Annotated in this window: 24 protein-coding genes and 1 other annotated feature; of the genes, 8 read left to right on the forward strand and 16 right to left on the reverse strand. The window is 42.7% G+C overall.

Features of this window, described 5'->3' with window-relative positions:
- Positions 1 to 185: 185 nt before the first annotated feature.
- Together ABKW31_RS02130 and ABKW31_RS02135 are read right to left on the reverse strand one after the other, a co-directional pair.
- Positions 186 to 2,636, reverse strand: coding sequence for a CHRD domain-containing protein (locus tag ABKW31_RS02130; RefSeq protein ID WP_348614552.1), 2,451 nt, complete (start codon positions 2,634 to 2,636; stop codon positions 186 to 188).
- 206 nt (positions 2,637 to 2,842) lie between these two features.
- The gene (locus ABKW31_RS02135; RefSeq protein ID WP_348614553.1) at positions 2,843 to 3,313 is read right to left on the reverse strand and encodes a hypothetical protein; all 471 of its coding nucleotides are present in this window, start codon (positions 3,311 to 3,313) and stop codon (positions 2,843 to 2,845) included.
- A gap of 337 nt (positions 3,314 to 3,650) precedes the next feature.
- On the opposite strand from ABKW31_RS02135, the gene ABKW31_RS02140 reads away from it, so the two are divergent.
- Together ABKW31_RS02140 and ABKW31_RS02145 are read left to right on the forward strand one after the other, a co-directional pair.
- Complete coding sequence (locus ABKW31_RS02140; RefSeq protein WP_348614554.1) at positions 3,651 to 4,220, forward strand: gluconate 2-dehydrogenase subunit 3 family protein; 570 nt, start codon at positions 3,651 to 3,653, stop codon at positions 4,218 to 4,220.
- 2 nt (positions 4,221 to 4,222) lie between these two features.
- On the forward strand, positions 4,223 to 5,917 hold the full coding sequence (locus ABKW31_RS02145) for a GMC family oxidoreductase (RefSeq protein ID WP_348614555.1): 1,695 nt from the start codon (positions 4,223 to 4,225) through the stop codon (positions 5,915 to 5,917).
- Positions 5,918 to 5,923: 6 nt separating this feature from the next.
- Here the strand turns inward: ABKW31_RS02145 and ABKW31_RS02150 are convergent, their stop codons facing one another.
- Entirely contained in the window at positions 5,924 to 6,472 is a 549-nt protein-coding gene (locus ABKW31_RS02150) for a hypothetical protein (RefSeq protein WP_348614556.1), read from the reverse strand.
- A gap of 139 nt (positions 6,473 to 6,611) precedes the next feature.
- Between ABKW31_RS02150 and ABKW31_RS02155 the strand changes: the two genes are divergently transcribed.
- Together ABKW31_RS02155 and ABKW31_RS02160 are read left to right on the forward strand one after the other, a co-directional pair.
- Positions 6,612 to 7,211 carry an ATP-binding cassette domain-containing protein gene (locus ABKW31_RS02155; RefSeq protein ID WP_348615176.1) on the forward strand — a complete coding sequence of 200 codons (600 nt, stop codon included), beginning with the start codon at positions 6,612 to 6,614 and terminating at the stop codon, positions 7,209 to 7,211.
- Entirely contained in the window at positions 7,208 to 8,341 is a 1,134-nt protein-coding gene (locus tag ABKW31_RS02160; RefSeq protein ID WP_348614557.1) for a DUF6136 family protein, read from the forward strand. The genes ABKW31_RS02155 and ABKW31_RS02160 overlap by 4 nt, the downstream gene beginning before the upstream one ends.
- 43 nt (positions 8,342 to 8,384) lie before the next feature.
- On the opposite strand, the gene hisIE is transcribed toward ABKW31_RS02160, so the two are convergent.
- The 10 genes from hisIE to hisG form a co-directional block, all read right to left on the reverse strand.
- Positions 8,385 to 9,005 (reverse strand): bifunctional phosphoribosyl-AMP cyclohydrolase/phosphoribosyl-ATP diphosphatase HisIE, encoded by a 621-nt coding sequence (gene hisIE, locus ABKW31_RS02165; protein WP_348614558.1) that lies wholly within the window; start codon positions 9,003 to 9,005, stop codon positions 8,385 to 8,387.
- 197 nt (positions 9,006 to 9,202) lie between these two features.
- Complete coding sequence (locus ABKW31_RS02170; RefSeq protein ID WP_348614559.1) at positions 9,203 to 9,550, reverse strand: four helix bundle protein; 348 nt, start codon at positions 9,548 to 9,550, stop codon at positions 9,203 to 9,205.
- A gap of 185 nt (positions 9,551 to 9,735) precedes the next feature.
- On the reverse strand, positions 9,736 to 10,509 hold the full coding sequence (gene hisF / locus ABKW31_RS02175; RefSeq protein WP_348614560.1) for an imidazole glycerol phosphate synthase subunit HisF: 774 nt from the start codon (positions 10,507 to 10,509) through the stop codon (positions 9,736 to 9,738).
- 170 nt (positions 10,510 to 10,679) lie between these two features.
- A complete protein-coding gene (locus tag ABKW31_RS02180; RefSeq protein WP_348614561.1) occupies positions 10,680 to 11,678 on the reverse strand; it encodes a branched-chain amino acid aminotransferase in 999 nt (332 codons plus the stop codon).
- A 178-nt stretch (positions 11,679 to 11,856) separates the two neighbouring features.
- Positions 11,857 to 12,591, reverse strand: a complete 735-nt coding sequence (gene hisA / locus ABKW31_RS02185) for a 1-(5-phosphoribosyl)-5-[(5-phosphoribosylamino)methylideneamino]imidazole-4-carboxamide isomerase (RefSeq protein ID WP_348614562.1) — start codon at positions 12,589 to 12,591, stop codon at positions 11,857 to 11,859.
- 2 nt (positions 12,592 to 12,593) lie between these two features.
- Positions 12,594 to 13,196, reverse strand: a complete 603-nt coding sequence (hisH, locus tag ABKW31_RS02190) for an imidazole glycerol phosphate synthase subunit HisH (RefSeq protein WP_348614563.1) — start codon at positions 13,194 to 13,196, stop codon at positions 12,594 to 12,596.
- A 2-nt stretch (positions 13,197 to 13,198) separates the two neighbouring features.
- Positions 13,199 to 14,269, reverse strand: a complete 1,071-nt coding sequence (hisB, locus tag ABKW31_RS02195; protein WP_348614564.1) for a bifunctional histidinol-phosphatase/imidazoleglycerol-phosphate dehydratase HisB — start codon at positions 14,267 to 14,269, stop codon at positions 13,199 to 13,201.
- Complete coding sequence (gene hisC, locus ABKW31_RS02200) at positions 14,266 to 15,375, reverse strand: histidinol-phosphate transaminase (RefSeq protein WP_348615177.1); 1,110 nt, start codon at positions 15,373 to 15,375, stop codon at positions 14,266 to 14,268. Before hisC ends, hisB begins: the two co-directional genes overlap by 4 nt.
- A gap of 20 nt (positions 15,376 to 15,395) precedes the next feature.
- Positions 15,396 to 16,694, reverse strand: a complete 1,299-nt coding sequence (gene hisD / locus ABKW31_RS02205; protein ID WP_348614565.1) for a histidinol dehydrogenase — start codon at positions 16,692 to 16,694, stop codon at positions 15,396 to 15,398.
- A 15-nt stretch (positions 16,695 to 16,709) separates the two neighbouring features.
- Positions 16,710 to 17,609: an ATP phosphoribosyltransferase gene (gene hisG, locus ABKW31_RS02210; RefSeq protein ID WP_348614566.1), complete on the reverse strand. Its 900-nt coding sequence runs from the start codon at positions 17,607 to 17,609 to the stop codon at positions 16,710 to 16,712.
- Between the two features lie 80 nt (positions 17,610 to 17,689).
- Positions 17,690 to 17,801: a sequence feature (His leader region), on the reverse strand.
- Positions 17,802 to 18,088: 287 nt separating this feature from the next.
- Here hisG and ABKW31_RS02215 point away from each other — a divergent pair.
- A complete protein-coding gene (locus tag ABKW31_RS02215) occupies positions 18,089 to 18,391 on the forward strand; it encodes a hypothetical protein (RefSeq protein WP_348614567.1) in 303 nt (100 codons plus the stop codon).
- A gap of 298 nt (positions 18,392 to 18,689) precedes the next feature.
- Positions 18,690 to 19,067: a hypothetical protein gene (locus tag ABKW31_RS02220; RefSeq protein WP_348614568.1), complete on the forward strand. Its 378-nt coding sequence runs from the start codon at positions 18,690 to 18,692 to the stop codon at positions 19,065 to 19,067.
- A gap of 208 nt (positions 19,068 to 19,275) precedes the next feature.
- Here ABKW31_RS02220 and ABKW31_RS02225 read toward each other — a convergent pair whose 3' ends face one another.
- The gene (locus ABKW31_RS02225) at positions 19,276 to 19,725 is read right to left on the reverse strand and encodes a hypothetical protein (protein ID WP_348614569.1); all 450 of its coding nucleotides are present in this window, start codon (positions 19,723 to 19,725) and stop codon (positions 19,276 to 19,278) included.
- A 408-nt stretch (positions 19,726 to 20,133) separates the two neighbouring features.
- Here ABKW31_RS02225 and ABKW31_RS02230 point away from each other — a divergent pair, with 408 nt between their 5' ends.
- Positions 20,134 to 20,871, forward strand: coding sequence for an AAA family ATPase (locus ABKW31_RS02230; protein ID WP_348614570.1), 738 nt, complete (start codon positions 20,134 to 20,136; stop codon positions 20,869 to 20,871).
- A gap of 207 nt (positions 20,872 to 21,078) precedes the next feature.
- Here ABKW31_RS02230 and ABKW31_RS02235 read toward each other — a convergent pair whose 3' ends face one another.
- A complete protein-coding gene (locus ABKW31_RS02235) occupies positions 21,079 to 21,531 on the reverse strand; it encodes a c-type cytochrome (protein WP_348614571.1) in 453 nt (150 codons plus the stop codon).
- A 409-nt stretch (positions 21,532 to 21,940) separates the two neighbouring features.
- Positions 21,941 to 24,202 (reverse strand): MMPL family transporter, encoded by a 2,262-nt coding sequence (locus ABKW31_RS02240; protein ID WP_348614573.1) that lies wholly within the window; start codon positions 24,200 to 24,202, stop codon positions 21,941 to 21,943.
- A 271-nt stretch (positions 24,203 to 24,473) separates the two neighbouring features.
- On the opposite strand from ABKW31_RS02240, the gene ABKW31_RS02245 reads away from it, so the two are divergent.
- A complete protein-coding gene (locus tag ABKW31_RS02245) occupies positions 24,474 to 25,346 on the forward strand; it encodes an alpha/beta hydrolase (protein ID WP_348614574.1) in 873 nt (290 codons plus the stop codon).
- Positions 25,347 to 25,392 lie beyond the last annotated feature (46 nt).

Consider the following 25,392-nt stretch of genomic DNA (forward strand, 5'->3'; position numbering starts at 1 on the left):
TCGAAGCTCGAAGCTCGAAGCTCGAAGCTCGCCACTCGCAGCTGCTCTTAACAATAAAAAAAACATCCACCCCAATTTATTCGAAATTGAAATGGATGTCTTTGTGGTTTCTTATTTCTTTAGCTCGAAGCTCGAAGCTCGAAGCTCGTCGCTCGTCGCTCGAAACTCGACCCTCGCAGCTGCTCTTAAAACCCTAAAGTAATTTGTCCACGCACTTCACCACCTGGGTTTGCTGCAGTGTGAAAGTTGGTATACAAACCACCGGCCTGCATCAGTGCCATAGAGTCAGCATTTAGGGTGGTGTTAACTGTCCAAACACCGTTGCCAGCATTGACAAAAGGCACTGCTACACCGCCGTTAACTCCTACCGCACCCACATGTATGTGTCCCATACTTGGCATTAAGCCTGACATAGTCATGGTACCTGTTATTTCCATTGTGGTGGTGTTTAAGGTAATCGAACCCGTTGCCATTGCATCGGTAGTAACAGCCGGGACTTCTTGAGCACCCGTTGCAACCACACCGTAGACTTCGATGTTGCTAGCAGTGATTTGTCCGCGTAACTCACCGCCAGGGTTGGCCGGTGTATGAATATTAACGTAGTGTCCACCTGATAGAAGCAACATAGCAGTCGCATCTTCTAATACAAGCTCTCCGCCGCTTGACCACTGGTTTACATCATCTGCGTTTTGTACTAGTGGAACGAGTACGCCGCCAGATACACCAGCAAAACCAGTATGAATGTGCGCCATTGTTGCGTCTTCAACACCTGTAGTGACCACATTCAATGTCACACCGTTATTTAGAGTGTTAAATAGTGCATAACCATAACCCATTGCATCTGATACAACGGGTGGTACTTCTTGTGCACCACTTAACATGAACGTGACTACGGCTGTCGTTGCTGGCACGATTTGTCCGCGCACTTCACCACCTGGATTACTTGGTGTGTGCACGTTTAGATACCACTGACCACTCTCTAATGCGGCTAGACTTGCTTGAGTCAAATCAGTGGCAGCTAAAGTAAAAGTGCCATCTCCTTGATTAATTAAAGGGTAGGCAACCCCACCATTCATACCGATAGTGCCAGCATGCACGTGTGCTGCCGTTGCACCATCAACCATGCTAGCGTCTAGTGTTATGCTGAATGAGGGCAATGTCTCATCAATTTGTACCGTTGCAGTAGCACTAGAATCAGTCATGACCATGGGCACTTCTTGATCGCCGCTTAAGTTCACGGTGAACGTTTTGTTAGCAGTGAATGCCGGCGCTAAATCATCAGCCGTTAAGAGGGTAGGACCGTTTGCTGAATCAATCGCTATGGCTGTGTAAACTTTATTTACTGCTAAGCTTAGCGTACCAGTTTCTATGGCTGCATCTTTTGAGCCCGCGCCTGTTACTGTAACAACGTAATCCCCGGCAGCAAGTTCGACATACCCGGTTTCTGCTAACATTGGAGTAGTGAACGGCACTGCTGCAAAGGCTGGATCCACATTGGCAATGTCGCCGTCAGCCGTAACATAAATATCGACATTTCCTGCATCGGGTGAAGCATGAAAAATGCGAACTTTAGCGGCAGTGGCAATAGGTCTTGGCATATCGACGACTAAATCTAGGCCGATTGTAGCAAGGTCACTATTTGCAAATGCGGTGTAAAATTTACCGCTTTCAACGACGATTTCAGCATCATCAATGGCAACGATTGAGTTGTCACTGTCTACCGCGACATCAATCAAGTAGGTACCGGCATCCACCGCAGCGTAGCCAGTAATATCAGGAAAAGCAACGCCATTAAAAAGAGTGAGAGCGTTGTTAGCTATAACATCTACCGCTGGTGCATCCGACACCGCGTGCACAACACGCACATTGGCTTTAGAATTTACATCCCACAAGATAAACGAGTTAGTTCCATCACTGGCAAGTAAACTCACTGGTGAACTACCTGTACCCGTATTTGTGGTGGCCATCACTAACAGGTCTGAACCAGCAGTGAGACTTACTGTACCTGAGTCGTAGACAACGGTTTTGGTTCCTGCTGGCGTTAATCTAATTTGATAATCGCCTGCCGTAACTTCAACTTGGCCGGTAAAATCTTTAAAGGCTGCGGTAGCTAATGGTTGCTCTACCTCAATATCAGCCATCGGAGCAGTCACGTAAACATCAACAGTTGGAGCGGTCGACGCTGCATGAACTACCTGCAGGCGAACATTACCGGCTCCAATGTCCGATTTCGTATTGGCTACAATCAGTGGCTCAATTGAGCCGTCTGCCGCAGACCCCACAGCAAGTACGCTGTATGTCATATCGCCATCTAGGGTAACGTTGGCACTAATAACATCGGCATTGTCGCCTGGTAAGTTAGCTTCGACCCGCACTGCGTAAGAAGCGCTGTCGACCTCAATCCAAGGAGATGCTCCCTGATAGTCGACATTTTCGAGACCACCGAAAAGCGCGCCATCGACAAAAACATTGACTGTAGGCGCGTCATAAACTGCGTGAATAATTTGTATATTTGACTTCGCTACCACCTCAGGGATAACAGCATCATCATCAGAATCACTGTTACAACCTAGCAGCCCGAAAGCTAATGATCCGACTATTAAACCTTTTGTAAGTATTGCTTTGAATCTTTTCATATTAATACCTTGTTAAAATTTTGGTTGTTTAGTGTGCGATATTGTTACGGCAGAAAATTTTGGGAGGATCACAGCTGATATTGGAAAATATCGAAATATGTTTAAAAAACCGCCACCTTAAAGTTAAGTAAGTTTTTAATAACAAAGGTTTAGATGATAAATAAGCTAGCCTGAAAGGGCTGAAAAATCGGTGGGAAAGTGTAAGTTTAGGGTTTATTTAATTCATTGTTGATGGGTTCAGCTTGAGTTGACAAACTATCACTGAGTGGCGTGACATAAATGGCAACAGCTCGAGTGAACTGATTGGTAATAGGAAAACTCAAACCAATGCCAATCCCCACATTACGCCCAGATATGCCACTGCCGGAGCCGATGGAACCGGTAATTTCCTCTTCGGTTTGCTGCAGTAATACGCCATTGGCACCTAAATTAGCCGCTTCCTGTTTTAATCTGTCAATGATCACGTTTTGCATCGCTTCTTCACTAAAAGCTAAAGAGTTTTTGCTACTGGCTTGGATAAAGGCTATTTGCTCGTAATTAACTGGTTTTTCGCGATAAATTATTACACCTTCAGGACTAATAGGCGTTCTTTTTTCACCGACGATTTGTCGTGATGTAGTCGAGCAAGCATTCAGTAAAGCCAACACTACGCCCAACACTAACAGTTGTAACTTCATTTTATCTGTACCTTATAAAAAGTAGCGAATTACATCTTATACCCGCTGAATCAAATACCCTACAGTACTTATTCTAGACTTTTGACGTTAAGCAACCAAGGTACTAAAAACTAACTTAACAGCGACTGAATAACTGATATAAACGTTGATAAGTTTGTTAGATAGTTTGTCGTATTTCACTATGCTTTTATCTTTTTTGGGGTTATGACTTATATCTGGTTTATTAGTATTTCTTTACTTTATTTTTTTATCCGGATGTCTCAGGATGCAATTACAGTATTAACTTTTTGTTAACCCCTTCACTACGATGGCGTAACAATAGTATGTGAGATGCATAATGAATAGACGGCAAATATTAAAATATACCGCCATGTTAACAGGAACAGCTATATGCGCTCCTATCACTGGCATGATGCTTTCAGGGTGCAGCGAGCAGGTCAAAACAGCTCCAGCATTGACTGCTCCGCTGCAATTTTTCACATCGGATGATTTCCAATTAATCACCCAGTTAATGGATGTTATTTTACCTAAAACCGACAGTCCATCTGCTTCTGAAGTAAGGGTGAATTACATTGTGGATAATATGTTTGGGCAAGCTTATCCCGCTGATTATCAACTAAAATTTATGACTATTTTTGCTGAACTTAAGGCCTTCTTGAAGACTAATAGGTTTGAATCACTGACAACGCAAAAACAGGAAGCACTGTTACTCACTTTAGAATCTTTGCCTGAAACTCAGCGCAATAATGCGTACTGGGCTTACATCGATGTTAAACAGCAAACTGTGGCTTTTTACTTGTCGACTGAAGAAATAGCAGAACATTACCTTAATTATTTACCCATTCCTGGCGAGTTCAAACCTTGTGTTTCGTTGGCTGAATTGGGTGGCAAAGCGTGGGCAATATAACAATGAATGAAAATAATAAATTTGATGCTATCGTTATCGGTTCAGGTATTAGTGGTGGTTTTGCCGCCATGGAACTTTGTACTAAGGGATATAAGACCTTGGTGCTAGAGCGCGGCCCAATGATTGAACATGGTGATTATCCCACTGCCATGTTAGATAAATGGGATTTGCCCAATCAAGGTAAAGTATCGCAGCAAGAAATTAGTAAACATTACCCCAAACAAAACCGTCTGGCTTGGTGGGTGAATGAAGATAACAAACACTTAATTAATAAAGACGACGAATACCCCTATAACGAGGACGAGCGTTTTGACTGGATACGCGGTCACCATGTCGGTGGACGTTCGTTAATGTGGGGGCGTCAATGTTACCGCTGGAGTGATATTGATTTTGAAGCCAATGCTAAAGAAGGTGTGGGTGTGGATTGGCCCATTCGTTATGCTGATATTGCGCCATGGTATGACTATGTTGAAACATTTGTTGGTGTGAGTGGACAAGCTGAAGGACTTAAGCAAGTACCTGATGGCGTATTTCTAAAACCGTTCCCCTTAAACTGTGTCGAGCAAAAATTCCGCGAGGCAGTGGCTGAAACTTACCCTGATCGCGTGGTAACGCCTGGTCGAGTGGCAAATCTAAGTGAATATAATCCTGAAATCCATAAAGGTAAACGCGGGCAGTGTCAGAGTCGCGATCGTTGCTGGCGGGGTTGTCCTTTTGGTGCTTATTTCAGTAGTCAGGCCGCCACGTTGCCAGTTGCTACCGATACAGGTAATTTAACGCTACGTCCCAACAGTATTGTGATGGAAATTATGTATGATGCTGCAGCGGGCAAAGCCTCCGGTGTGCGGGTTAAAGATGCGACCTCGGGTGAAATCACTGACTATACGGCGCGCATTATATTTTGTAATGCCAGTACCGTCGGTACCACCGCTATATTATTAAATAGCCGTTCTGAAACCTTTCCGAATGGCTTAGGTAATAACAGCGGTGAAATTGGCCATAATATTATGGATCACCACTATGGCATGGGAGCATCTGCTTTTTGGCCGGGTAATGAAGATGATTATTATCAAGGGCGCAAACCTACCGGTTTCTACATACCGCGGTTTACCAATATCGATGAACAAACCCAGCGTAGCGATTACCGCCGTGGTTTTGGCTATCAAGGTGGCGCAAGACGAGTTGAGAATATACCGGAAGGAAAAGTAGGGGTAGGTCTTAAGCAAGAAATATTTAAACCGGGTGGCTACCATATCGGCATGACCTGTTTTGGTGAAATGCTTCCCCATCATGATAATCGTATGTATCTTAATTTTGATGAACGAGATCAACACGGTATGCCCATCATTACCTTTGATGCAAAATTGCGAGAAAACGAATTAGCCTTGCGCGAGCATGGGGTTAAATGTGCCGTTGAAATGTTAGAAGCGGCCGGTTGTACTAATATTAAAAGTTATAACAGCCTGACGGCACCAGGTGCTTGTATTCATGAAATGGGCACAGCACGCATGGGCCGTGATCCTAAAACCAGTGTATTAAACCAATGGAACCAAATGCATGATGTTGCCAATGTATTTGTCACTGATGGCGCGTGCATGACCAGTTCGGGTACCCAAAACCCTAGTATTACTTATATGGCTTTAACCGCTCGTGCGGTGGATTATGCTCATAAACAAATACAGGCAGGCGTACTTTAATTTTAACTAGTTGTTGGCATTAAAACGTTGTTTCCAAAGCTGACGAGCTGCTTGTAATGTTTGCTCGTCAGTGCTTTCTCCCTGAGCTAATTCGGCGGCTATTTGTTGAATTATCTTATCTCTGTCAGCGACTAATTGATCAGCCTTCGCAAACAAATCCTGTGCTTCGGGATATTGAATTTTTAAGGGCTCAATGTCGTACAAATCATAATACGCTTGTTCTACCGCATCGTTAAATAAACTGCGTTTGGCGTGAAACTCAAGATAATTAACCGCCATATCAGACTGTAAATAACTGATATCTTCTTGAGGTAAGCCCGCTTCTTTAGCTAGGGCAATGGCTTTTTCTAACGACTGTTTTACTGCGGCGTCGTCTTGTTGTCTAACAGCTTGTTTAACCCCAGCAACTAAGTCACTGGCCTCGAGGATATCTTGACGTGAAATCACTGGCACAACTTGATTAACATCAGTATCTGTTACCTGCTCACTAGGTTGTGAATACCAAAACCCTAATCCAGCTAATACAATAATAATAGCGGCCCACAAGACTTTCATATGACTTCCTTTAATAATAAAACGACCAGTAAAAACCGCGCAAAGCCTAGCATACTGGAGTTGTACTCAACAAAACTAAAATGCTTTAATACGCCTTATTGTACAGCGGAATAAAATCAAAGGATGAGTTCGATTGTTAGTGTTTGAAAATATCAGTCAATATTACCAACAACGTTGTGTGTTCAATGATTTTTCCCTAGAGATTAACGAACCCAGAGTGCTGATCAGTGGCCCTAATGGCAGCGGGAAAACCACATTATTAATGCTGGCGGCGGGTTTGATTGCACCCGATATGGGTAAGGTGAGTTTTAATCAACAGTCAGTATTAGACACAGAAAGTAAAAAGCGCATCGGTATTAGCGCGTCTAAGGTAGCCTTACCCGGATTTTTGAGCATAGCTGAATTAGTTGATTTTCAGGCGCGCCAATTTGCTTGTGAACCGAGCGAGCACTGGCTTGTACAATTTGACTTAAAACAATATTGGCATACAAAAGTAGCTAATTTGTCTTTAGGGAATTACAAAAAGTTAAGTTTACTCACCGCTGTCATGCATCAACCCGCATTATTACTGCTGGATGAGCCAGCCAATGGCCTTGATGACAAAGCCCGTTTAGCCCTTAACTTGTTGCTCAGCGATTATCCTGGACAAGTAATTATTGCCAGCCACGAAGCGATTGCGGCTGAGCATCAACAAGTGAGGCATATTCAATTGCAGCGCAGCGAGCCACAAGCAGTATGAGTTACTGGCAGTTTCGGCTCAGACTGTATAATGAGTCGCTGAAACAATGGTTAGAAAGTCTCAAGCAAATAAGTATGGGGCTGGTGGCTTTGTTTCCTTTGGCACTGCCTGCTTTAATATTTTTACCTTTTGTGGCTTGGGGTATTTTATCCGAAGCCAATAGCGAGAATACCCTTTACCTCAATACCTTATGGGGCTATTTGCTGTTTTTATACAGTTGGATGCTACTGCAACGCCATGGCATTTTAGCCACCCAGCATGGCTACTATGTTGATAGTTTGGCTGTTACTCACAGCAAGCGGCATTGGTGTGAAACGGGTTTAATTGTATACAGCGCGAATATTTTGGTTTTAGGGCCACTGGGCCTATTGTTGTTGATGGTGTATCAGGGGGGGGATCGCTTTTTGACCCTGCCGTTTAGTCAAATTATTGAGCAGCTCGCACCCATTATTGGGCTGGTAGCCTTAGTGAGTTATTACAGTGTGAGCGCAGTACGTGTGCCTAAACTGCCTTGGCTGAGTTTATTGTTGCTGCCTTTAGCACTTATTCCTATGGCAGATGAGCTGAGTAAAATCCAATGTTTAGTGTTGTGGTGTGCAGCAATTCTGATTGAACGCCACATACCTGCGTTTTCGTTTAATTTAGGCGCTTGGCCAAAAGGACTCTTGCGATTGCAACTGCAAGCAGATTTACACAATCCGCGTTCTGAAGGTTTACGTTTAGTGGCTTTATTATTAATGTCTATTTTGTTGGGCATTATGTATGGCGGGGTAAAATCCGAGGCACAAAGTTATATCGCCGGTTTTCTGAGTTTTTGTGCTGCCTTGCTGATGGCCAGTAGTTTGTTTGACTCGCAAGCTTTACAGCGTTTATATCAGCCTTACTTTAGCAGTTTGCCCATGTCCAAATATACTATGTTAGGCCACTGTCTGCTGTATGTGGGTTTAAAAGCCATACCGGGTTTGTTGTTACTGGCGTATATGGGCTTGTTTTCGGCCATGCACTGGGCGTTGTGGTTGATGTTTTATATCACTAGTCTTATTGGTATTTTAGTGCGTCCCGCGTGGTTTTTTATCGGGCCGATTGTTAGTGCTATCGTGGTGTTTTTGCTGGTGGAGTTGGTGGGATAAAAGCAGCAAGCCTAAGTTGTAAGGCTTGCTAGACGATACCAATCTATTTTGCGTGACGCTCGCGGAGCACTTTGACCACATCGCTTAAGTTTAGGTCACTGGCTTGCAGTAATACAATCAGATGATAAAGCAAATCAGCTGATTCATTTTTAAGCTCTTCTAAGTCTTTAACCGTGGCGGCGAGTGCGGTTTCAACGCCTTCTTCTCCGACTTTCTGGGCTATGCGTTTTATGCCTTTACTGTAAAGATGCGCGGTATAGCTCGACTCTGGATCGGCACCCTTGCGTGAGGCAATTACTTGCTCTAATTCACCGATAAAGCTCAAATCTGCAGAGGCACTATCAAACCAGCACGTTTCAGTCCCGGTGTGGCAAGTTGGGCCATTAGGATGCGCTAAGACTAAAATCGAATCTTGATCGCAATCAGCACTTATTTCGACTAAATCCAAAGTGTTATTAGAGGTTTCACCCTTAGTCCACAGCCGTTGTTTTGAGCGACTTAAAAAAGTCACTTTGCCGGTTTCTAAAGTATGTGCCACGGCGTCTTGGTTCATATAACCTTGCATTAAAACCTTACCACTAATGGCATTTTGCACAATACAAGGTAGTAAGTTATCCATTTTCTGCCAAGCCAACTCAGCAATATTGTCTTTATTAATCTTCATAAGTAGTCTCAAAAACAGCGACGAGTAGCGAGCTTCGAGCGGCGAGCGAAAAGATAGTCAAAACTACTTTTTACACCTTTCCCTAGATTGTTATTCGTCGTTTTACGGTTGAATTTTTTATAAAATAGCGACGAGTTGCGAACTTCGAGCGGAAAGACAGCTAAAACTGTTTCTTGCATCTTGTTCGATATAGCTATTCATCGTTTTATATGTAAATTTTTCATTAAAGCACCGAGCATCTTAGAAATCTCTTCAGCTTCGGTGGCTATCATTTTGCCAACGTCAGTTGTCAAATAATCAATTTCTATGGCTATCAAAGTTTGGGTCTTCAGCTCACCTATTGAGCCTTTTGCGATAGACAAAAATCTGTGTTTTTCTTGCTCAGTGTACCTTTCCCAACCTACAGCAATATTACTGGGAACAGATAATGCGCTCCGAGTAATTTGCGCTTTAAAACTGAAATCACGACAACTTTCAAATTCTTTATAAATTTCTACAGCAAGTCGATAACTCCTCTTCCAGACATCCAAGTCTTCGTATTTCATAAACACTCCTTGTTGAAGTTTCGAGCTGCGAGCTACGAGCTACGAGCTTAGAGCAAAAGACACTTCGCTGCTCAGATCTTATCATATCTCGTTCGCTCGCCGCTCGCCGCTCGCAGCTCGAAACTCGCCGCTGCTTTAGCTTTATCTGTTGCCCGCAGCCCGCAGCTCGCCGCTCGCCGCTGCTCCTAATCCCTAATAGCTATTCCCTGCGCTCTCAAGTAAGCCTTTAAGTCTTGAATAGGGATGATGCCTTTGTGAAATACTGAAGCGGCTAAAGCGCCATCGACATCGGCTTGTTCAAATACGTTTTTAAAATGCACCATTTCACCGGCACCGCCAGAGGCAATGAGTGGCACTTTGCAGCTTTGGCGAATTGCGGCTAATTGGGCGATGTCGTAACCTTGGCGCACGCCGTCTTGGTTCATACAGTTCAAGACAATTTCACCGGCGCCGCGTTGTTGTACTTCTTTAACCCAATCTGCGGTTTGCCAAGCGGTCACTTGTGTGCGGCTTTCATCGCCAGTGTATTGATGCACTTGATATTGACCGCTTGCTTCGTTGAAGAAACTATCAATACCCACCACCACACACTGCTGACCAAAAGTATCGTGTAAACGCGTGATCAGTTCAGGATCGGCCAGAGCTGGGGAGTTGACTGAGATTTTGTCAGCGCCCATTTCCAGAATATAACCCGCCTGCTCAACGGTTTTAATACCACCAGCCACACAAAAAGGAATATCAATGACTTGGGCAATACGTGTAACCCAACTTTTATCAACCACACGCTGATCGCTAGATGCGGTAATATCGTAAAATACAAGTTCGTCGGCGCCTTCTTCAGCGTAACGCTGGGCGAGGGGCACTATGTCACCAATGATCTCATGGTTGCGGAATTTAACGCCCTTAACCACTTTGCCATCTTTTACATCTAAACAGGGAATAATGCGTCTTGCGAGCATAATAGTTCCTTAAGAGCAGCTGCGAGTTTCGAGCCACGAGCTGCGAGCAAAAAATTTAAATCAACATCGAGTTGCTAGCTGCGTGCGTCTGCCGTAAAAAACAAAAGTTTATCAGCGCAAATATAAGCATGCTTTGCCTTTTCTTTTACTCGCAGCTAGTCGCTCGAGGCTCAAATGACTTTCGTTAACCAACCATGGGTATCAGGTGCTTTGCCCCATTGAATGTTGTTCAATGCTTGACGTAGTTTTTGCGTTGTTGGGCCTGCTTCACCTGAGCCTACGGTGTATTCTTTATCGTTGTGGATAAAGGTACCGATTGGCGTTAATACCGCTGCAGTGCCGGATAGGGCGGCTTCAACGCCTGGTTTAGCTGCGCGTTCTAGCAATTCTGTCACCGTAATATTGCGTTCACTTACTGTCATGCCTAAATCAGCGGCTAAAGTTAAAATAGATGAACGAGTTACACCGTGTAAAAAGCTAGAATCTAAGCCTTTGGTAATGATCTCATTGCCATCAATTAGTAAAAAGTTGGCGGCACCTGTTTCTTGAACGTCGCCCTTAGGACAAAACAATATTTGGTCTGCTTGAACTTCGGCTTTGGCTTTTAATATTGGGCCAAGGGCACTGGCGTAGTTGCCGCCGCTTTTGATCATGCCCATATGCGGAGCGCAGCGCATGCCAGTTTCATCTAATAAAATACGTAAGGCTTTGGCACCGGCAGTAAAATAATCGCCCACTGGCGATAACAGCACATATAACATCGATGTCGATGTGGGCGCTGCGGCTTTACCTATTGCGCCTTCTGTACCAATGTGGGTTGGGCGAATATACAGTGAGCCCGGTGGTGCAGGGACTTCGTCTTTGTACTGCGCCACAATGTCTAAGATCATTTGTGATACTTGGGCTTCATCAATGGCGGGTAGACTTAAGAAACGACTGCTTTGAGCGAAACGTTTGACGTTTTGGTCCATTCTAAATACATGAATACTGCCATCTTCATGACGAAAGGCTTTTAGACCTTCAAAGCATGTACTCGAGTAATGCAAGACGTGCGCACCGGGATGCAATTTAATGCTATCTGCTACTACTGTTGTTGCTGGGCTCCATTGATTGTTCTCGAAGGTAGTTAATGCCATATGAGGCATAAACACTGTACCAAACGCCGCCATTATCGATTCCTATTAAGTAATTGTTTTGTATAAAGCACAGACCTAAAGTTCCATGCAATTTAACTTGAGGGTTGAATTATTCAGCAACAGCCCATGAGGTGCAATCTTGATAGGGATTTTAGCCCCATTTTTTTATTGCACGGTTGTTTGTTTTACTTTCCAGCGTGTTTTATCGGCTTTATGCTTGCCAACAGGCAATCGCTTGTTCAAGCGTAAATTTACCTTCCAGTAATGCTCTGCCCAGTATCACACCGCTGACGCCCGTTGGCTTGAGCACTTCAATGTCAGCTAATTGACCGATACCGCCTGAGGCTTGCCAACCAACAGTGGGGAAACGGGCAGCTAACTCAGCGTACAACTGATGATTAGCGCCTTGAAGGGTGCCGTCGCGGCTGATATCGGTACACAACACATGTTGAGCGCCCACTGATAAAAAGTCTGCTAACAAGGCTTCAATCGATACACCTGAGTTTTCTTGCCAGCCGTGGGTAGCAATAAACTTATTACCGCTAGCATCGATGTTAATATCAAGAGCCAAGACGATGGCTTCGCTACCATATTGGCGTACCCATGATTTAACCAACTCTGGCTCTTTTACGGCTAATGAACCAATAACTACCCGTTTTACCCCGATATCGAGTAGCTGGGCCACATCTTGCTCAGCGCGAATACCGCCGCCAGCCTGAAAATAAATGCGCTTAGTGGCGACCATGTCAGCGATTAATTTTAGTTGACGTTTACTGGTGTCTTTGGCACCGGTCAAGTCAACTATGTGTAACCACTTAGCACCTTGATTGGCGTAATCATTAACTACATCTATCGGGTTTAATTTATATTCAGTTTTTTGCGCGTAATCACCTTGGTAGAGGCGTACTACATTTCCATCTATTAAATCTATGGCTGGGATAATCATGCTTACAACTCTATAAAATTCTTTAATAACTGGGCACCGGCATCGCTGGAGCGCTCAGGGTGAAACTGCACACCAAAGAAATTGTCTTTGTGTAAGGCAGCAGAAAAGTCCATACCGTATTGGCAACTGGCCAGAGTGAACTCACTGAGCGCAACAGCAAAACTGTGAACAAAATAAAAGTAGGTTGCCGCTGGAATACCTTTAAAAAGCGAGGTGTTATCTATCGGCGTAACAGTATTCCAGCCCATGTGAGGTAAGCGTAAGTCGCCTACTTGCATGCGTTTTACTTCGCCGGGAATAAGATTTAAACAAGGGGTTGAACCGTTTAAGCTTTCAGCCGATTTTTCAACCATCAACTGCATGCCTAAACAAATTCCCAGTACCGGTTGTTGTAAACCTTGAATACAGTTAACCAAGTTCTTTTGTTCAATACTGGCCATAGCCGCATTAGCACTGCCAACACCGGGCAAAAAGACTTTGTCTGCACGCTTAATAATCGCCAAGTCGTCACTGACTTGTACTGTTACACCTAAACGCTCAACAGCAAATTTAACCGAAGAGATATTAGCGCAGCCAGTATTAACGATAACGATTTGCTGACTCATGCTTACAGCGCTCCTTTGCTGCTTGGCAGGGTTTCACCTTGTTTATGAATGGCTTGACGTAATGCGCGGCCAAACACTTTAAATAAACTTTCTACTTGGTGATGGGCATTGCCCTCTGTGGTTGACAGATGTAGCGATAATCCCATGGCTTGGGCAATAGAATAAAAGAAATGCGGCACCATTTCGGTGGCCATTTCTCCTACTTGATCGCGGCTAAAATCCGCCTCAAATTTCAGGTGGGGACGATTTGAAATATCCATAATGCATTCTGCGCGGCATTCATCCATGGGTAAGGCAAAACCAAAACGGCCAATACCCCGTTTGTCGCCTAAGGCTTTTTTCAGCGCTTCACCTAAGGCAAGGGCGGTATCTTCAACACTGTGGTGATCATCAATGTGTAGATCACCGTCGGTTTTAAGGTTCAGCTCAAAACCACCGTGGGTCGCGATTTGATCGAGCATGTGATCAAAAAAGCCCATACCAGTATGAATGCTTGATTTAGCGCTTGAATCCAAATCAACGGTGACTTCAATCTTGGTTTCAGAGGTCTTACGCACTACAGTGGCCACGCGGGTTGAAGCCAATAATTGTTTTTCGATGGCCAACCAATGATTATCTGTACGATCGTATTTCATGCCAACGATGCCCATATTCTCAGCTAACTGAATATCAGTAGCTCTATCGCCAATCACGAAAGAGCGGGTAAAGTCGACCCTACCTTGTTGCAGATAGTCTTTAACCATGCCCAATTTAGGTTTGCGGCAACTGCAATTTTCATGTTCAAAATGCGGGCAAATCAAGACATCGTCAAATTTTACCCCTTGGCTGGCAAAGATAGCCATCATCATATTGTGTGGTGCATCAAAATCCGCTTGCGGAAAACTGTCGGTGCCTAGCCCATCTTGGTTAGTCACCATCACCAAACGAAAACCAGCTTGCTGTAATTTAAGTAATACAGGGATTACCTGTGGTTCAAAAACCAGTTTTGCTAGGCTGTCCAATTGTTTATCAATGGCAGGCTCTTCGACTAATGTGCCATCACGGTCGATAAAAAGAATAGCTTGTTGACTCATGTTGGGGTCCCTAAGGTTTGGTAAAATTGATTAATTAGCGCTAGCAATTGCGCATTTTGTTGCGCACTGCCTACAGTAATACGCAGGCAGTTGGCCAAACTATATTGTTTACTTTGATCACGAATAAACATTTTGTTGCTGACTAAAAAGTCCATTAAGGCTTGCTTTTGCGCGCAGCGAAATAGAATGAAATTAGCTTTGTCATCACCAACTAGCTCTATCTCTGAGAAGGCTTTTAACCCCTGCTTTAGCTTGTTTTTTTCAAGCCCGATAATATTAACTTGTTCTGCCATGATGCTGACGCCTTTGCTACTTATCGCTTGGGCGGCAATTTGGGCCACTGGCTCTGGCATAGGATAAGGTGCTATCACTTTAAGCAAGGTATGAATAATGGCTTCGTTAGCCAAAGTAAAACCACAACGGATACCTGCTAGTGCAAATGCTTTGGATAAGGTACGTAAGATAACCAGATTAGGATAGTCAGCTATGCGTCGAGCAAAGCTACTTTTTAAGTCAAACTCGATATAGGCCTCATCGACCACAACTAAAGCAGAGTCAGCAAAGTGAGTGAGTACTTGCTTTATTTGCTCTGCCGCAACACTGGTGCCTGTAGGATTGTTGGGCGAACAAATAAATACTACGTTGACCTTATCTTTAAAGGCTTTAATTGCTTCAAGGTCTAATGTGAAATCAGCATTTAAGGGCGCGATATCCACACCCACATTACAAGTTTGAGCACTAATAGCATACATACCATAGGTAGGCGGACAAATTAAAATCCTATCCTTGCCTGAGGTACAAAAAGCACGAATAAGTAATTCAATGCCTTCATCCGCCCCGCGACTGACTAATAATTGTGTGTCGTAGACCCGTGCGTAAGCAGCATAAGTCCTAATAAGGCTGCGTGGTTGGCAATCAGGATAGCGGTTGAGACGCTCGCAATCCAAGACATAATCATTGGCAAAAGGCGATTCATTGGCATTAAGCCACACTGGAATCTGTGCATCTTGGTTGTTGTCACTGGCTGCAAATAAACGGCGTGCTGATTCATAAGGCACTAAAGCTTTTAGATTTTCGCATGCCAACTTATCGACTAAGGTAGTCACTTGGCTGTTGAGTAATTGACTCATTTGCGCACTCCTTGATCAAGGCGCAGTGCTACCGCTTGTCTGTGGGCATCGAGTCCTTCAGCATCGGCCAAGTCCATAATGGCATTGCCGATATAACGCAGTCCTTGATAGCTGAGTTCTTGAACCGTGTAGCGGCGCATAAAGTCAGCTAAGCCCAAGCTAGAGTAATTGCGGGCATAGCCATAAGTTGGTAATACATGGTTAGTTCCACTGGCATAATCGCCCGCTGATTCAGGTGACCATTGACCGACAAAGATAGAACCGGCATTTTTTAATTTTGGCAGTGCGTCACGAGCTTGCTCTACTTGCACAATTAAGTGCTCAGGCGCATAGGCGTTACTGACTTCATACGCTTCATCTATTGAATCGGTCAGAATATAACGGCTATGTTGCACGGCTTGTGCGGCAATTGTTTGGCGACTTAAAGTAGTTAGTTGTTGGCTGACTTGTAGTTTAACTGCGTCAATTAATGCGGCACTATCTGAGACTAGCACTGCTTGAGAGTCAGCACCGTGTTCTGCTTGCGATAATAAATCTGCCGCAACAAAAATCGGATTAGCCTTAGCGTCTGCAATAACCAGTACTTCAGAAGGACCTGCGGGCATATCAATAGCGGGACCCGCTGGAATGCGGCTGACCTGCTGTTTAGCTTCGGTAACAAAACTATTACCCGGACCAAAAATTTTATCAACTTTGCTTAGCGATTCGGTACCTAAGGCAAGGGCTGCAATCGCTTGGGCGCCGCCTACTAGGTAGATTTCATCTATGCCACATAGTTTTGCTGCATAGCGAATTTCAAGGGCAATTTCACCTTGTTTGTTGGGCGGCGTGCATAATACTTTGCGTTCGCAACCTGCTACTTGTGCCGTTACCCCTAACATTAATACGGTAGAAGGCAGGGGCGCACTGCCGCCTGGAATATACAAACCGACAGAGGATAATGGCGTGTGTTTAAGTTCACATAATACACCAGGCGAGGTTTCAACTTTGACGTCACTTGGATATTGGGCCTGATGAAAACGTTTAATATTGGCATAGGCCTGCTCAATGGCGCGCTTCACTTTGGGCTCAAGCTGAGCTTCAAGGTCTTGCATCGCCGATTCAGCAATCGCTAATTGGCTGAGCTTGGCACCGTCAAAACGTTCAGTTAAAGCGAATAAGGCTTTATCGCCTTGTTCTTTTACTTGCTGGATAATATCCGCAACAATTTGACTTAGCTTAGCCGTATCGGCCATGGCAGGTCGACTGAGTAAAGCTTGTTGTTGTTCGGTATTTAGCGCTGACCACTTTTGCATGACTACTTCGTGCTCCTAGTTCATCATCTTTTCAATGGGCATAACGAGTATAGAACTGCAGCCCAATGCTTTAAGTTTTTCCATAGTTTCCCAGAATAAGTTTTCTGGGCTCACCACATGGATTGCGACGATGTTATCGTTACCCGCAAGCGGCAATACGGTTGGGTTTTCAGAACCGGGCAACAAGGTCTTAACTTGTTCTAAGTAAGCTTTGGGCGCGTGTAACATGATGTATTTGCTTTCTTTTGCTTGGATCACACCATCGATACGTGGCAATAACTTATTGATCAAGGCTTGTTTCGCCTCGGTCAATTCACCTGAACGTTGGATAAAAATTGCTTTAGAGCGAAAAATGACTTCTTCTTCACGTAAGCCATTGGCTTCTAACGTGGCGCCCGTAGAGACCAAGTCACAAATAGCATCTGCAACGCCGGCGCGTGGCGCGACTTCAACCGAACCCGTTAACATGACCGCTTGGGCATTAACGTTGTTTTCTTTGAAAAAGCGCTCCAATAAAAAGGGGTAGGTGGTTGCAACCTTTTTACCAATCAATGATTGCACGCCTTGATAATTAAACTCATTGGGGACAGCAATAGACAAACGACAGCCACCGTAATCTAAACGACGTAATTCTTTATAGTCATGACGTTTACCCGCGGCTTGGCGCTCAAGCATTTTTTCTTCTAACTCGTTTTCGCCAATAAAACCTAAATCAACTACGCCATCCATAACTAATCCAGGGATATCGTCATCACGCACTAATAATAGGTCGATGGGCTGATTGGTTGAATGAGCAATCAACAAACGATCCCGTATTTGTAGTTTGATGCCAATGGCTTTTAACAAAGCAATGCTGTCGTCACTAAGGCGACCTGATTTTTGCACTGCGATACGAAGTCTGTTGTTGTCACTCATGGTTTATCCCGTTTAGTTTTCTAATTTCAAATTGTACTTGGCAACATTGCCGATGATTCATTGCTCGGGGTCTTTAAATGAAAAACCCCCGAAAGTTACCTTCCGAGGGTTGAGAAAAATTTCTGCGCCACTGGAAGGATAATTAAACCCTCCAGCCTAGACCTGAAAGGTTAAGCTTTATGGTGGTGATGGACGCCTTGCAATGAATTTTTCAAAATATGTAATCCTGTTGTTAGGTGCGAAACGACTATACTCAGTTGTATTTTGTGACCCACTCAATCTTGGCGCATACATTATTCAATTGGCCTTATTAATGCAAGTCTAAATAGCGCTTAAAGTAGAGGTTTTTGCCTCTTACTTAAAACTAAATCGACTAAATAGGGTCTTAACACTACAGTAGTGATCCAAAGCATTGGGTAAAGACTTGTTAAAGAGTGACGATATAGTTCAATATTGGTTAAAAAACAGGCTAAAAGCTTATGAGTAGCGATTTATTATTTTCAATTTTACCCCGCGAAGGTAAAGAGCCCATCAAGCATGATGAGCTAAAAGTACATAAAGTGCTTAAAGAATCGGCCTTGCGCGAGCTGAGCGATGAAGAGCAAGAGCTTCATTTAGAAGAGCGTGAAGCCCGTCAACAGCAACAATCTAAGTTTAAGAAAAAACCGAAGGAACAAGAGATTAAAAAAGTTGAAGAGGACTCGGAGCCAAGTACTGATAATGAAAAAGATCAAAACGACAAAGATAACAAAGGTTTTAAACACCTTGATATTTATGTCTGAGGTAAATGATATTTTGTAAAATAAAGGATACGATTACTTGAGCTCATCTTAGCTTTAGTCGCTCAGTCTTGAACTGTCTTTTTAACAGGCAGAAACAAAGCCGATATCAAAGTGTGGATAAATTAAAATAGTCAGTGCTTAACCTAACAATAGAGATTAAAAAATCTGATATCGAGCTAAGGGCCAGATGTCATTCAGGGATTAAACTCTCTATGCAATTTCAGCGGCTCTGACCCCGCAGTTCTATAGCTCGAATTTAGTGTAATGCTAAGTAGAGTATAATGAGAAGTTGAACGCTATGAAAAAGACCCTCCTGATAATTGGATCCATTGCAGTTTTCATTGCTGCACTTATCTGGTCATTACCGGCGCCTATCGATGACGATTTGAATCAAATTGGCAATGGCAAAAAGTCAGTGGTTTTTATTTACGATCTCAATCGTGTAGTGAGCAATCAACAGACGATTGAAATAAATAATGCCAAGGCGGAGCTTGGTGATACCGTGAACTATTTAGTATCACGCACAGGCTATCCAGAAACAGATAAATTTATGCAAAAGTACAAGGCAGAAATTGCCGAACTCTTGTTCTTCGATGAAAAGGGTGAACTTTTCAAGCGCAAATTTGCACTCGTCAATGCAACGGACTTAACGATAATATTGGCTAGCGTCGACTAAAATATCATTAGTATGCAGCTTTGCTCTTTCGCTTTCGCTCTTTTTTGCCGTTCGCCAAAACGAATCACATTGTAAGATCACTAACTGGAGCTTGAGTGGGAAGTCTGTGCCAAAAGCGGCTCTTCATGTTCTATCCAGTGAACGATCCCAATTAGCAGGAAAGCGGACGTTGAAGTTTTGCTGTATAAATACGAATTTGACGATTTATTTAGCGCTCTGCGATTAATTCAGCAAAAAATTTAACTACGTAATTTTGTCGAATACAAAATGAAAGCTCCATAGCTTCATGATAGGAAGTAAGTGATTTCTCTAGAATATTTTTTAACTCTGGCAAATGATCTATTCTGCCTTCATCAAGCAATTTTTTGACTAAATCCGTAGTTAGGAAGCTATCTTTTGGATAGTTATTTTGCTCCCAAAGATGAAATACTGAACACAGTAATTTAATAGCACTCGCCTCATGCAATAACTCAGCGTCAGGTTCGGAGAGACTATGTTCTGTTGCTACACAATCAATATAGACCTCAGGATCAAACTTACCAAACTCATTGCAGTCGGTATACAAGCCAGTATAGTCAAGCAACTCCATATAAAAATAAAGAACATCTTTTATGGCTTCTTTTGCTCTTAAATGTTTTTCAAATTGTTCACTTTCCATTTAAGCTTCTCCTAACTGCCCAATTCGATGAAAGAATTAAACTAAAATATTTACACATTGCTAAATGTAATGAGCTGTGAACTGCGGGGTCAGAGCCGCTGAAATTTGCAGAGGGAATGTTATCCCTGAATATCCGCTTCTGGCGCACATGCGAAATTCGGCTTCGAACTACGAGGGGACGCACACTGAAATCCCTATGTGCTTGAATCAGCGTCTCTGACCCCGAAGATTTCTAAGATTTGACGATCCCAAATAGCAGTATGGATGCAGTGGTATTTGCTTCCATTATTTCCGCTTTGAGTCGAAACAGACATCAAAAATCAATTAGACCCACTTTAATCACTAGCTAATGAAAGCGTGTGTTGCGAAGATGGAAGAATAACAATACTTAATTACAGTAAGTGCATTATGAGTTTTAATGAAAAACCATACCTAAAAAAAATCGAGTTAAAACGGGATAAAATAAGTAGTTTTGATGATTTTCCATTCAGTATTCCAAGTATAAAAGGTCTAGAACACCTTGATTTTCATCCTGATGTGACATTTTTTGTAGGAGAAAATGGGTCAGGAAAATCTACCCTCATTGAAGCGATTGCTGTTGCTATGGGATTAAACCCTGAAGGAGGTAACAAGAATACAACTTTTGCGACTGAAAAAACCCACTCAACACTCGGCGATTATCTGAAGACTATTAAGAGTTTTAAAAAACCAAGAGATTACTACTTTCTTAGAGCTGAGAGTTTTTACAATGTCGCTACCTATATGGATAATCTTGTACCTCCCCCAATTCAAGGATATGGCGGAAAGTCTCTCCATAAGCAATCGCACGGTGAATCCTTTATGGCAACTATAAGCAACAAACTGCGAGGTAATGGTTTATACCTAATGGATGAGCCTGAGGCTGCATTGTCACCTACGAAGCAAATGTCAGCTATATCGGTAATTCATGAATTAGTTGAAAAAAACTCACAACTTATCATAGCAACTCACTCTCCGATTCTCTTAGCTTACCCAAGAGCAAAAATCTATCACTTTAGTGAGTGTGGGATTCATGAAACTCGATATGAAGAAACGGAGCACTTTGAGGTAACAAAAAACTTTTTAAATCGGCATGAACTGATGATGAAAATATTAATGGAAGAATAAGTTTTTTATTTTAACTCCGCTTTTGAAATAATGTAACGTTAACTTTGAATGACTCCTATCTCAATAAAGGCGATCTTCAGGACTGATTAATCGTATGACAATAATTAACTCAAAGCAGCTTGTCAGATCGAATATCAGCCACTACAGATAAACCATATTTTCAATGGCTTGTGCATTCATGCGTGGTGCTTGCACAGATTTGCTCTCTTAATAATAACGGCCATATGGCGTATATTCATTAGGTTTTACTTTGTAAGTCGGTTGCAAGAACGTGACTAAATCTACCAGCTCTGTGACGGTCATCACATCATTGTAATTACGCATTTTTGACTTACCTGATTCGCTGACTGAGTCTAGCATATAGCCCTGAGCAATCTTGTGTGAGGGATTAATTATACTGGTCACCAGCTCCGCGTAGGTTGTCACTTTAGTCGTTCTGCCGCCTAATTGAACCAAGGTGGCCAACTCAGGCTCGATTGTATCATCACTGACACCCTCTAAAGTGTGGCAAGCAAGGCATTTGTGTTTGACTAATACCTGTTGACCATTGGCTGCATCACCTTCAGGTAAGCTAAATCCCCTAGAAGCGTTTGGGCCATATTCACAGCCGGTTAGAGAAATAAAACCGATTATTAACAGTAAAACAGAATATATATTCATTGTTTTTCCTTGAGAAAATAGTGAGTTGATTACTTCATTTTACAAATGTGTTGTGCACTAACCATAACATTTACGCGCATTTTAATTGTTGACACAGATCAAATTGCAGGCAGCCGATTAATTCAAATGGCTGCTGATTTTTTTGGTGGGGTTAACGCGGTTTCGATATTAAATCGCTGGTAAATAATTGATCTATCCTCCAGTGACATGAATTTAAGCTTGCTGTACTGTCGAACTGTTGTTACCAGCTCAGTGTCCTTATCAGATAGTTCTTTTAATCAAAAATTCAATTAAACAAAACTTCATGCCGGTCATAAATGGTGAGCAAAAAAATAATGCAGTCACTCATACACTGTACTTATTGATAAAGTTTAGGATGAATAGCTAGGCTAATATTTCGCACTGCTTATCATCTTGAATTTAGGGCTTTGGATTTAAAAACGTGCTCCCAAACTCCTTTGGGTATTGACATCAATACAGCAGGTAATAAAACCAAATTTGAGATTAAGGCCATACTAACCACAATTGCGGTTAGCATTCCAATGTCACGACTCGGTCCAAACTCCCCAAAACATAGCGCACTGAAACTAAAAATGAGTATCAAGCTGGTTACAACAATGGGGGTACCGGCTTCATCGATTGAATCACGAATGCTCTGGCTCACTCCAATGGATTGTTGCATGCAACGACGAAATGCCACTAAAAAATGAACGGTATCATCAACCACAATGCCGAGCATAATGGTGCCAACCATTGCTGTTGCAGGATTAAGACCTATATCTAAAGCCGTCATCGCCCCCAGACCTATTGCCACCGGGACTAAGTTGGGGATCATCGCGATAATGGCGAATATCCACGACTTTAAGAGTAATCCGATCAGTATAGTTATGATGATTAGGGCTAGGCTGAGACTTTTAATCTGGCTCGAGAGGATATGTTCCTCCATCGCAGCCATTAAATTAGTATGCCCAGTTATTTCAACTTTTAAGGTTTCATCAGGAAAGCGTTGTTTTATTTGCTCTTTGACATAAGGTAGTTGGTCAAGTGCAAGCTTAGCGTGTGTCAGGGACACTCTGCCTGAAATCCGTGCTTGCGAAGCATCACTTGTTACCCATTGTTTGATGTTTGCTTGTACATCCGTATTGTCTAGCAATAAATTTATCCCAGTTTGAGTGGGAAATTGCGGCCTTAACTCATCATTTCTGCCAATTTCTTTTAATATATCAACGATTGAGATCACTCGCGTTATAACGGTTTCTTGTTCTAACCAAAGCTGGAATTCCTGCAGTTTCTCAAGCGTCGAAAGATTTTTTAATTCTCCTTTTTTGCTTGTCACTAAGAACTCGACTGAAAGGCTTCCACCTAGTGCGGCATCGATCTTAGTGGTGTCAATATAGACAGGATCTTCCTTATCAAACCAAGATAAGGGGTTGACACCGACCTCAACCCGCAGGGCAAGTATGCTAGAAAAAATCAATACCAGAGCGCAAATGATCATAATTATCCGCGGTTTGCTGTTACTTTTTGAATTGCTAGAAAAAAACCATTCACAATAGGGGGTAATTGAACTGATGTAAGATGCAGCGGGTCTGGGAGACATGTAATATAAAATAACCGGCACTAACACCGTGCTAACGATAAATGCCATGCTCACGCCTATTGCTGCCGTATATCCAAACTCCCTAATAGGCACAATATCGCTGACTATCAGCGCTAATAATCCTGCAACGGTAGTGGCACTGGTAAAAAAACACGGTTTTAGCACTCTTATCACGGAGTTCACCACGGCTAAGTCGTTATCCGTTTCAGTTTTTAATTGATGATTATACTGACTGATAACATGTATTGAATCGGCTACCCCTATTGCTACAATAATCGGCAATAGTGCGGTAGACACCATGGTTAACTGTAAACCTAATAGCCCCATGATGCCGAAAGTCCATATCACTGCCACCGTTACAATTAATAGTGGAATAGCCGCAAGGGCTGCTCGCTTCAAGGTAAACCAAGAAATAACAAAAATCATAAAAATCATAAAGGGTATAACGGTGCTCATATCCGCTTGATTCTGTTTCATACTGGCATAGTCAGTCACGGGTGAGCCTGCAACTCGGATGTCCAGTACCGCCCAACTTTGCTTTGATGCTAGCAATTCATAGACGGATTCGACGATAAGACGTTTATTGTCAAATGTATTCCCTTCCCTGAGGATCTGAATAATGATTGCGCCCGTTTTTCCATCATGAGACACAAATGTTCCTGGTAACAGACTATTGGCTAATACCTGCTCACGCACGCTGGGATCGCCCTCCTCAAGGGGAGGATAATAGTTTGCCAAACTGGTTATCGAAGAAACTGTGTGTACAAAAGGAATATTTTTTGATGCTTGGGTTATTTCATCAATCGCGTCCCAGATAGTGGGCTCAAATATATCGTCTGCAAATACACCAATTACAATAATTTCATCCGCACTAAAAGTGTTGGAGAATTGCTCATACGATAAAATTGCAGGGTCATTTTCAGGAAACCAAACCTTAAGTGATTGTTCTTGTTTTACCTTAGCGGCAAATATCAGGGCAATGACAGTGAGTAAACCGATGGTTGCAAACATTAAAAATGGATGTTTACAAAGCCGCAATATCCAAGTGTTAATACTCGGCTTAACTATCATTTATTGCACTCCTGACGTACTACATGAGAACGAAAAATCACTATCTTTTATTTATTCTGAATGATTAATAAATGAATTGTGTGTTGATTGGTTTTCTACTTTGCTGTTGATTAAAGACATGTACCGGATAAATCTCACCTAGCTATAGGATAGTAACTGCAATATTTATGTATTAGTGCGAATATAGCGAACAGTTTTGGACAGTAGAGTACTGCGAGACACCTTAGGGTAAATTTCCTTATAATAAAAGCACATATATGAATTTGATAAAATGATTTGGACAGCTCTGGAAAATAAATCGTTATTAAGGCACTACCCCAAGACTCCTGAAATAGAAGGCGTGGATTGGGCGTTAACTGACTTTTTTAATGCGCTAGATAATCATCAAACTGCCGATTTAGCTGATGCGCCTTTAATTCACATTGTGCTGGTTAAAGGACTCATGGGTGATCACATGTTGAATCACTTCAAAGACGTAAAAGAGCATTTTCTACAACAAGGATATGAGGTTTCAGTAGCGCCAACTTCTGGCACGGCTAGTATCAAGGATAACGCCGCGGCAATAGCCTTACACCTGAGTCAAATTAATAAGGATATTTACCTTCTTTGCCATTCTAAAGGAGGCCTAGACGCCTTAACCGCTTTGGAAAATGACCAACAGATTTGGCCTGCAATAAAAGGCGCTATTTTAGTACAAACACCTTTTGACATTTCCCCCGTATTAAACAGCATATTAACGGGTGCGTATCCCAGAGGTAAAAGAACAACACTTAAGGAAGCAGTTTATAAGGTCTCTTTATACTTATTGTCTGCCAAAAAGGCTTGTTACGACCTGATCAATCCTAATATCAAACCTTATCTAAAGAACTATCACTTTCCATTCCCCGTTATTCAGTGTGTTACTTGGTCGGTTCAACCCACCAGTTGGGTCGATTCATTTCATAAAAGGCTCAGTGAAATCGATAAAGACGTAGCCCATGATGGGCAATTTTATGTGCACAAAATGCTGTGGCCCTGTTTTCCTAATATCTTAGTTGGCGGCATCGATCATGCTCAGCCTGTGGTAGGAGGTTATGGTTTTCAAGCTGGGCATTTTTGGGAACAATGCCTAGCCACGCTCAAATCACTGCCAAACCAAGCTTAATATGACTTTAAAAAAGACAGAGAAACGGTTTTTCTACTTTTATAAA

The sequence above is a fragment of the Paraglaciecola sp. 25GB23A genome (assembly GCF_040012495.1).
Classification (GTDB): Bacteria; Pseudomonadota; Gammaproteobacteria; order Enterobacterales; family Alteromonadaceae; genus Paraglaciecola.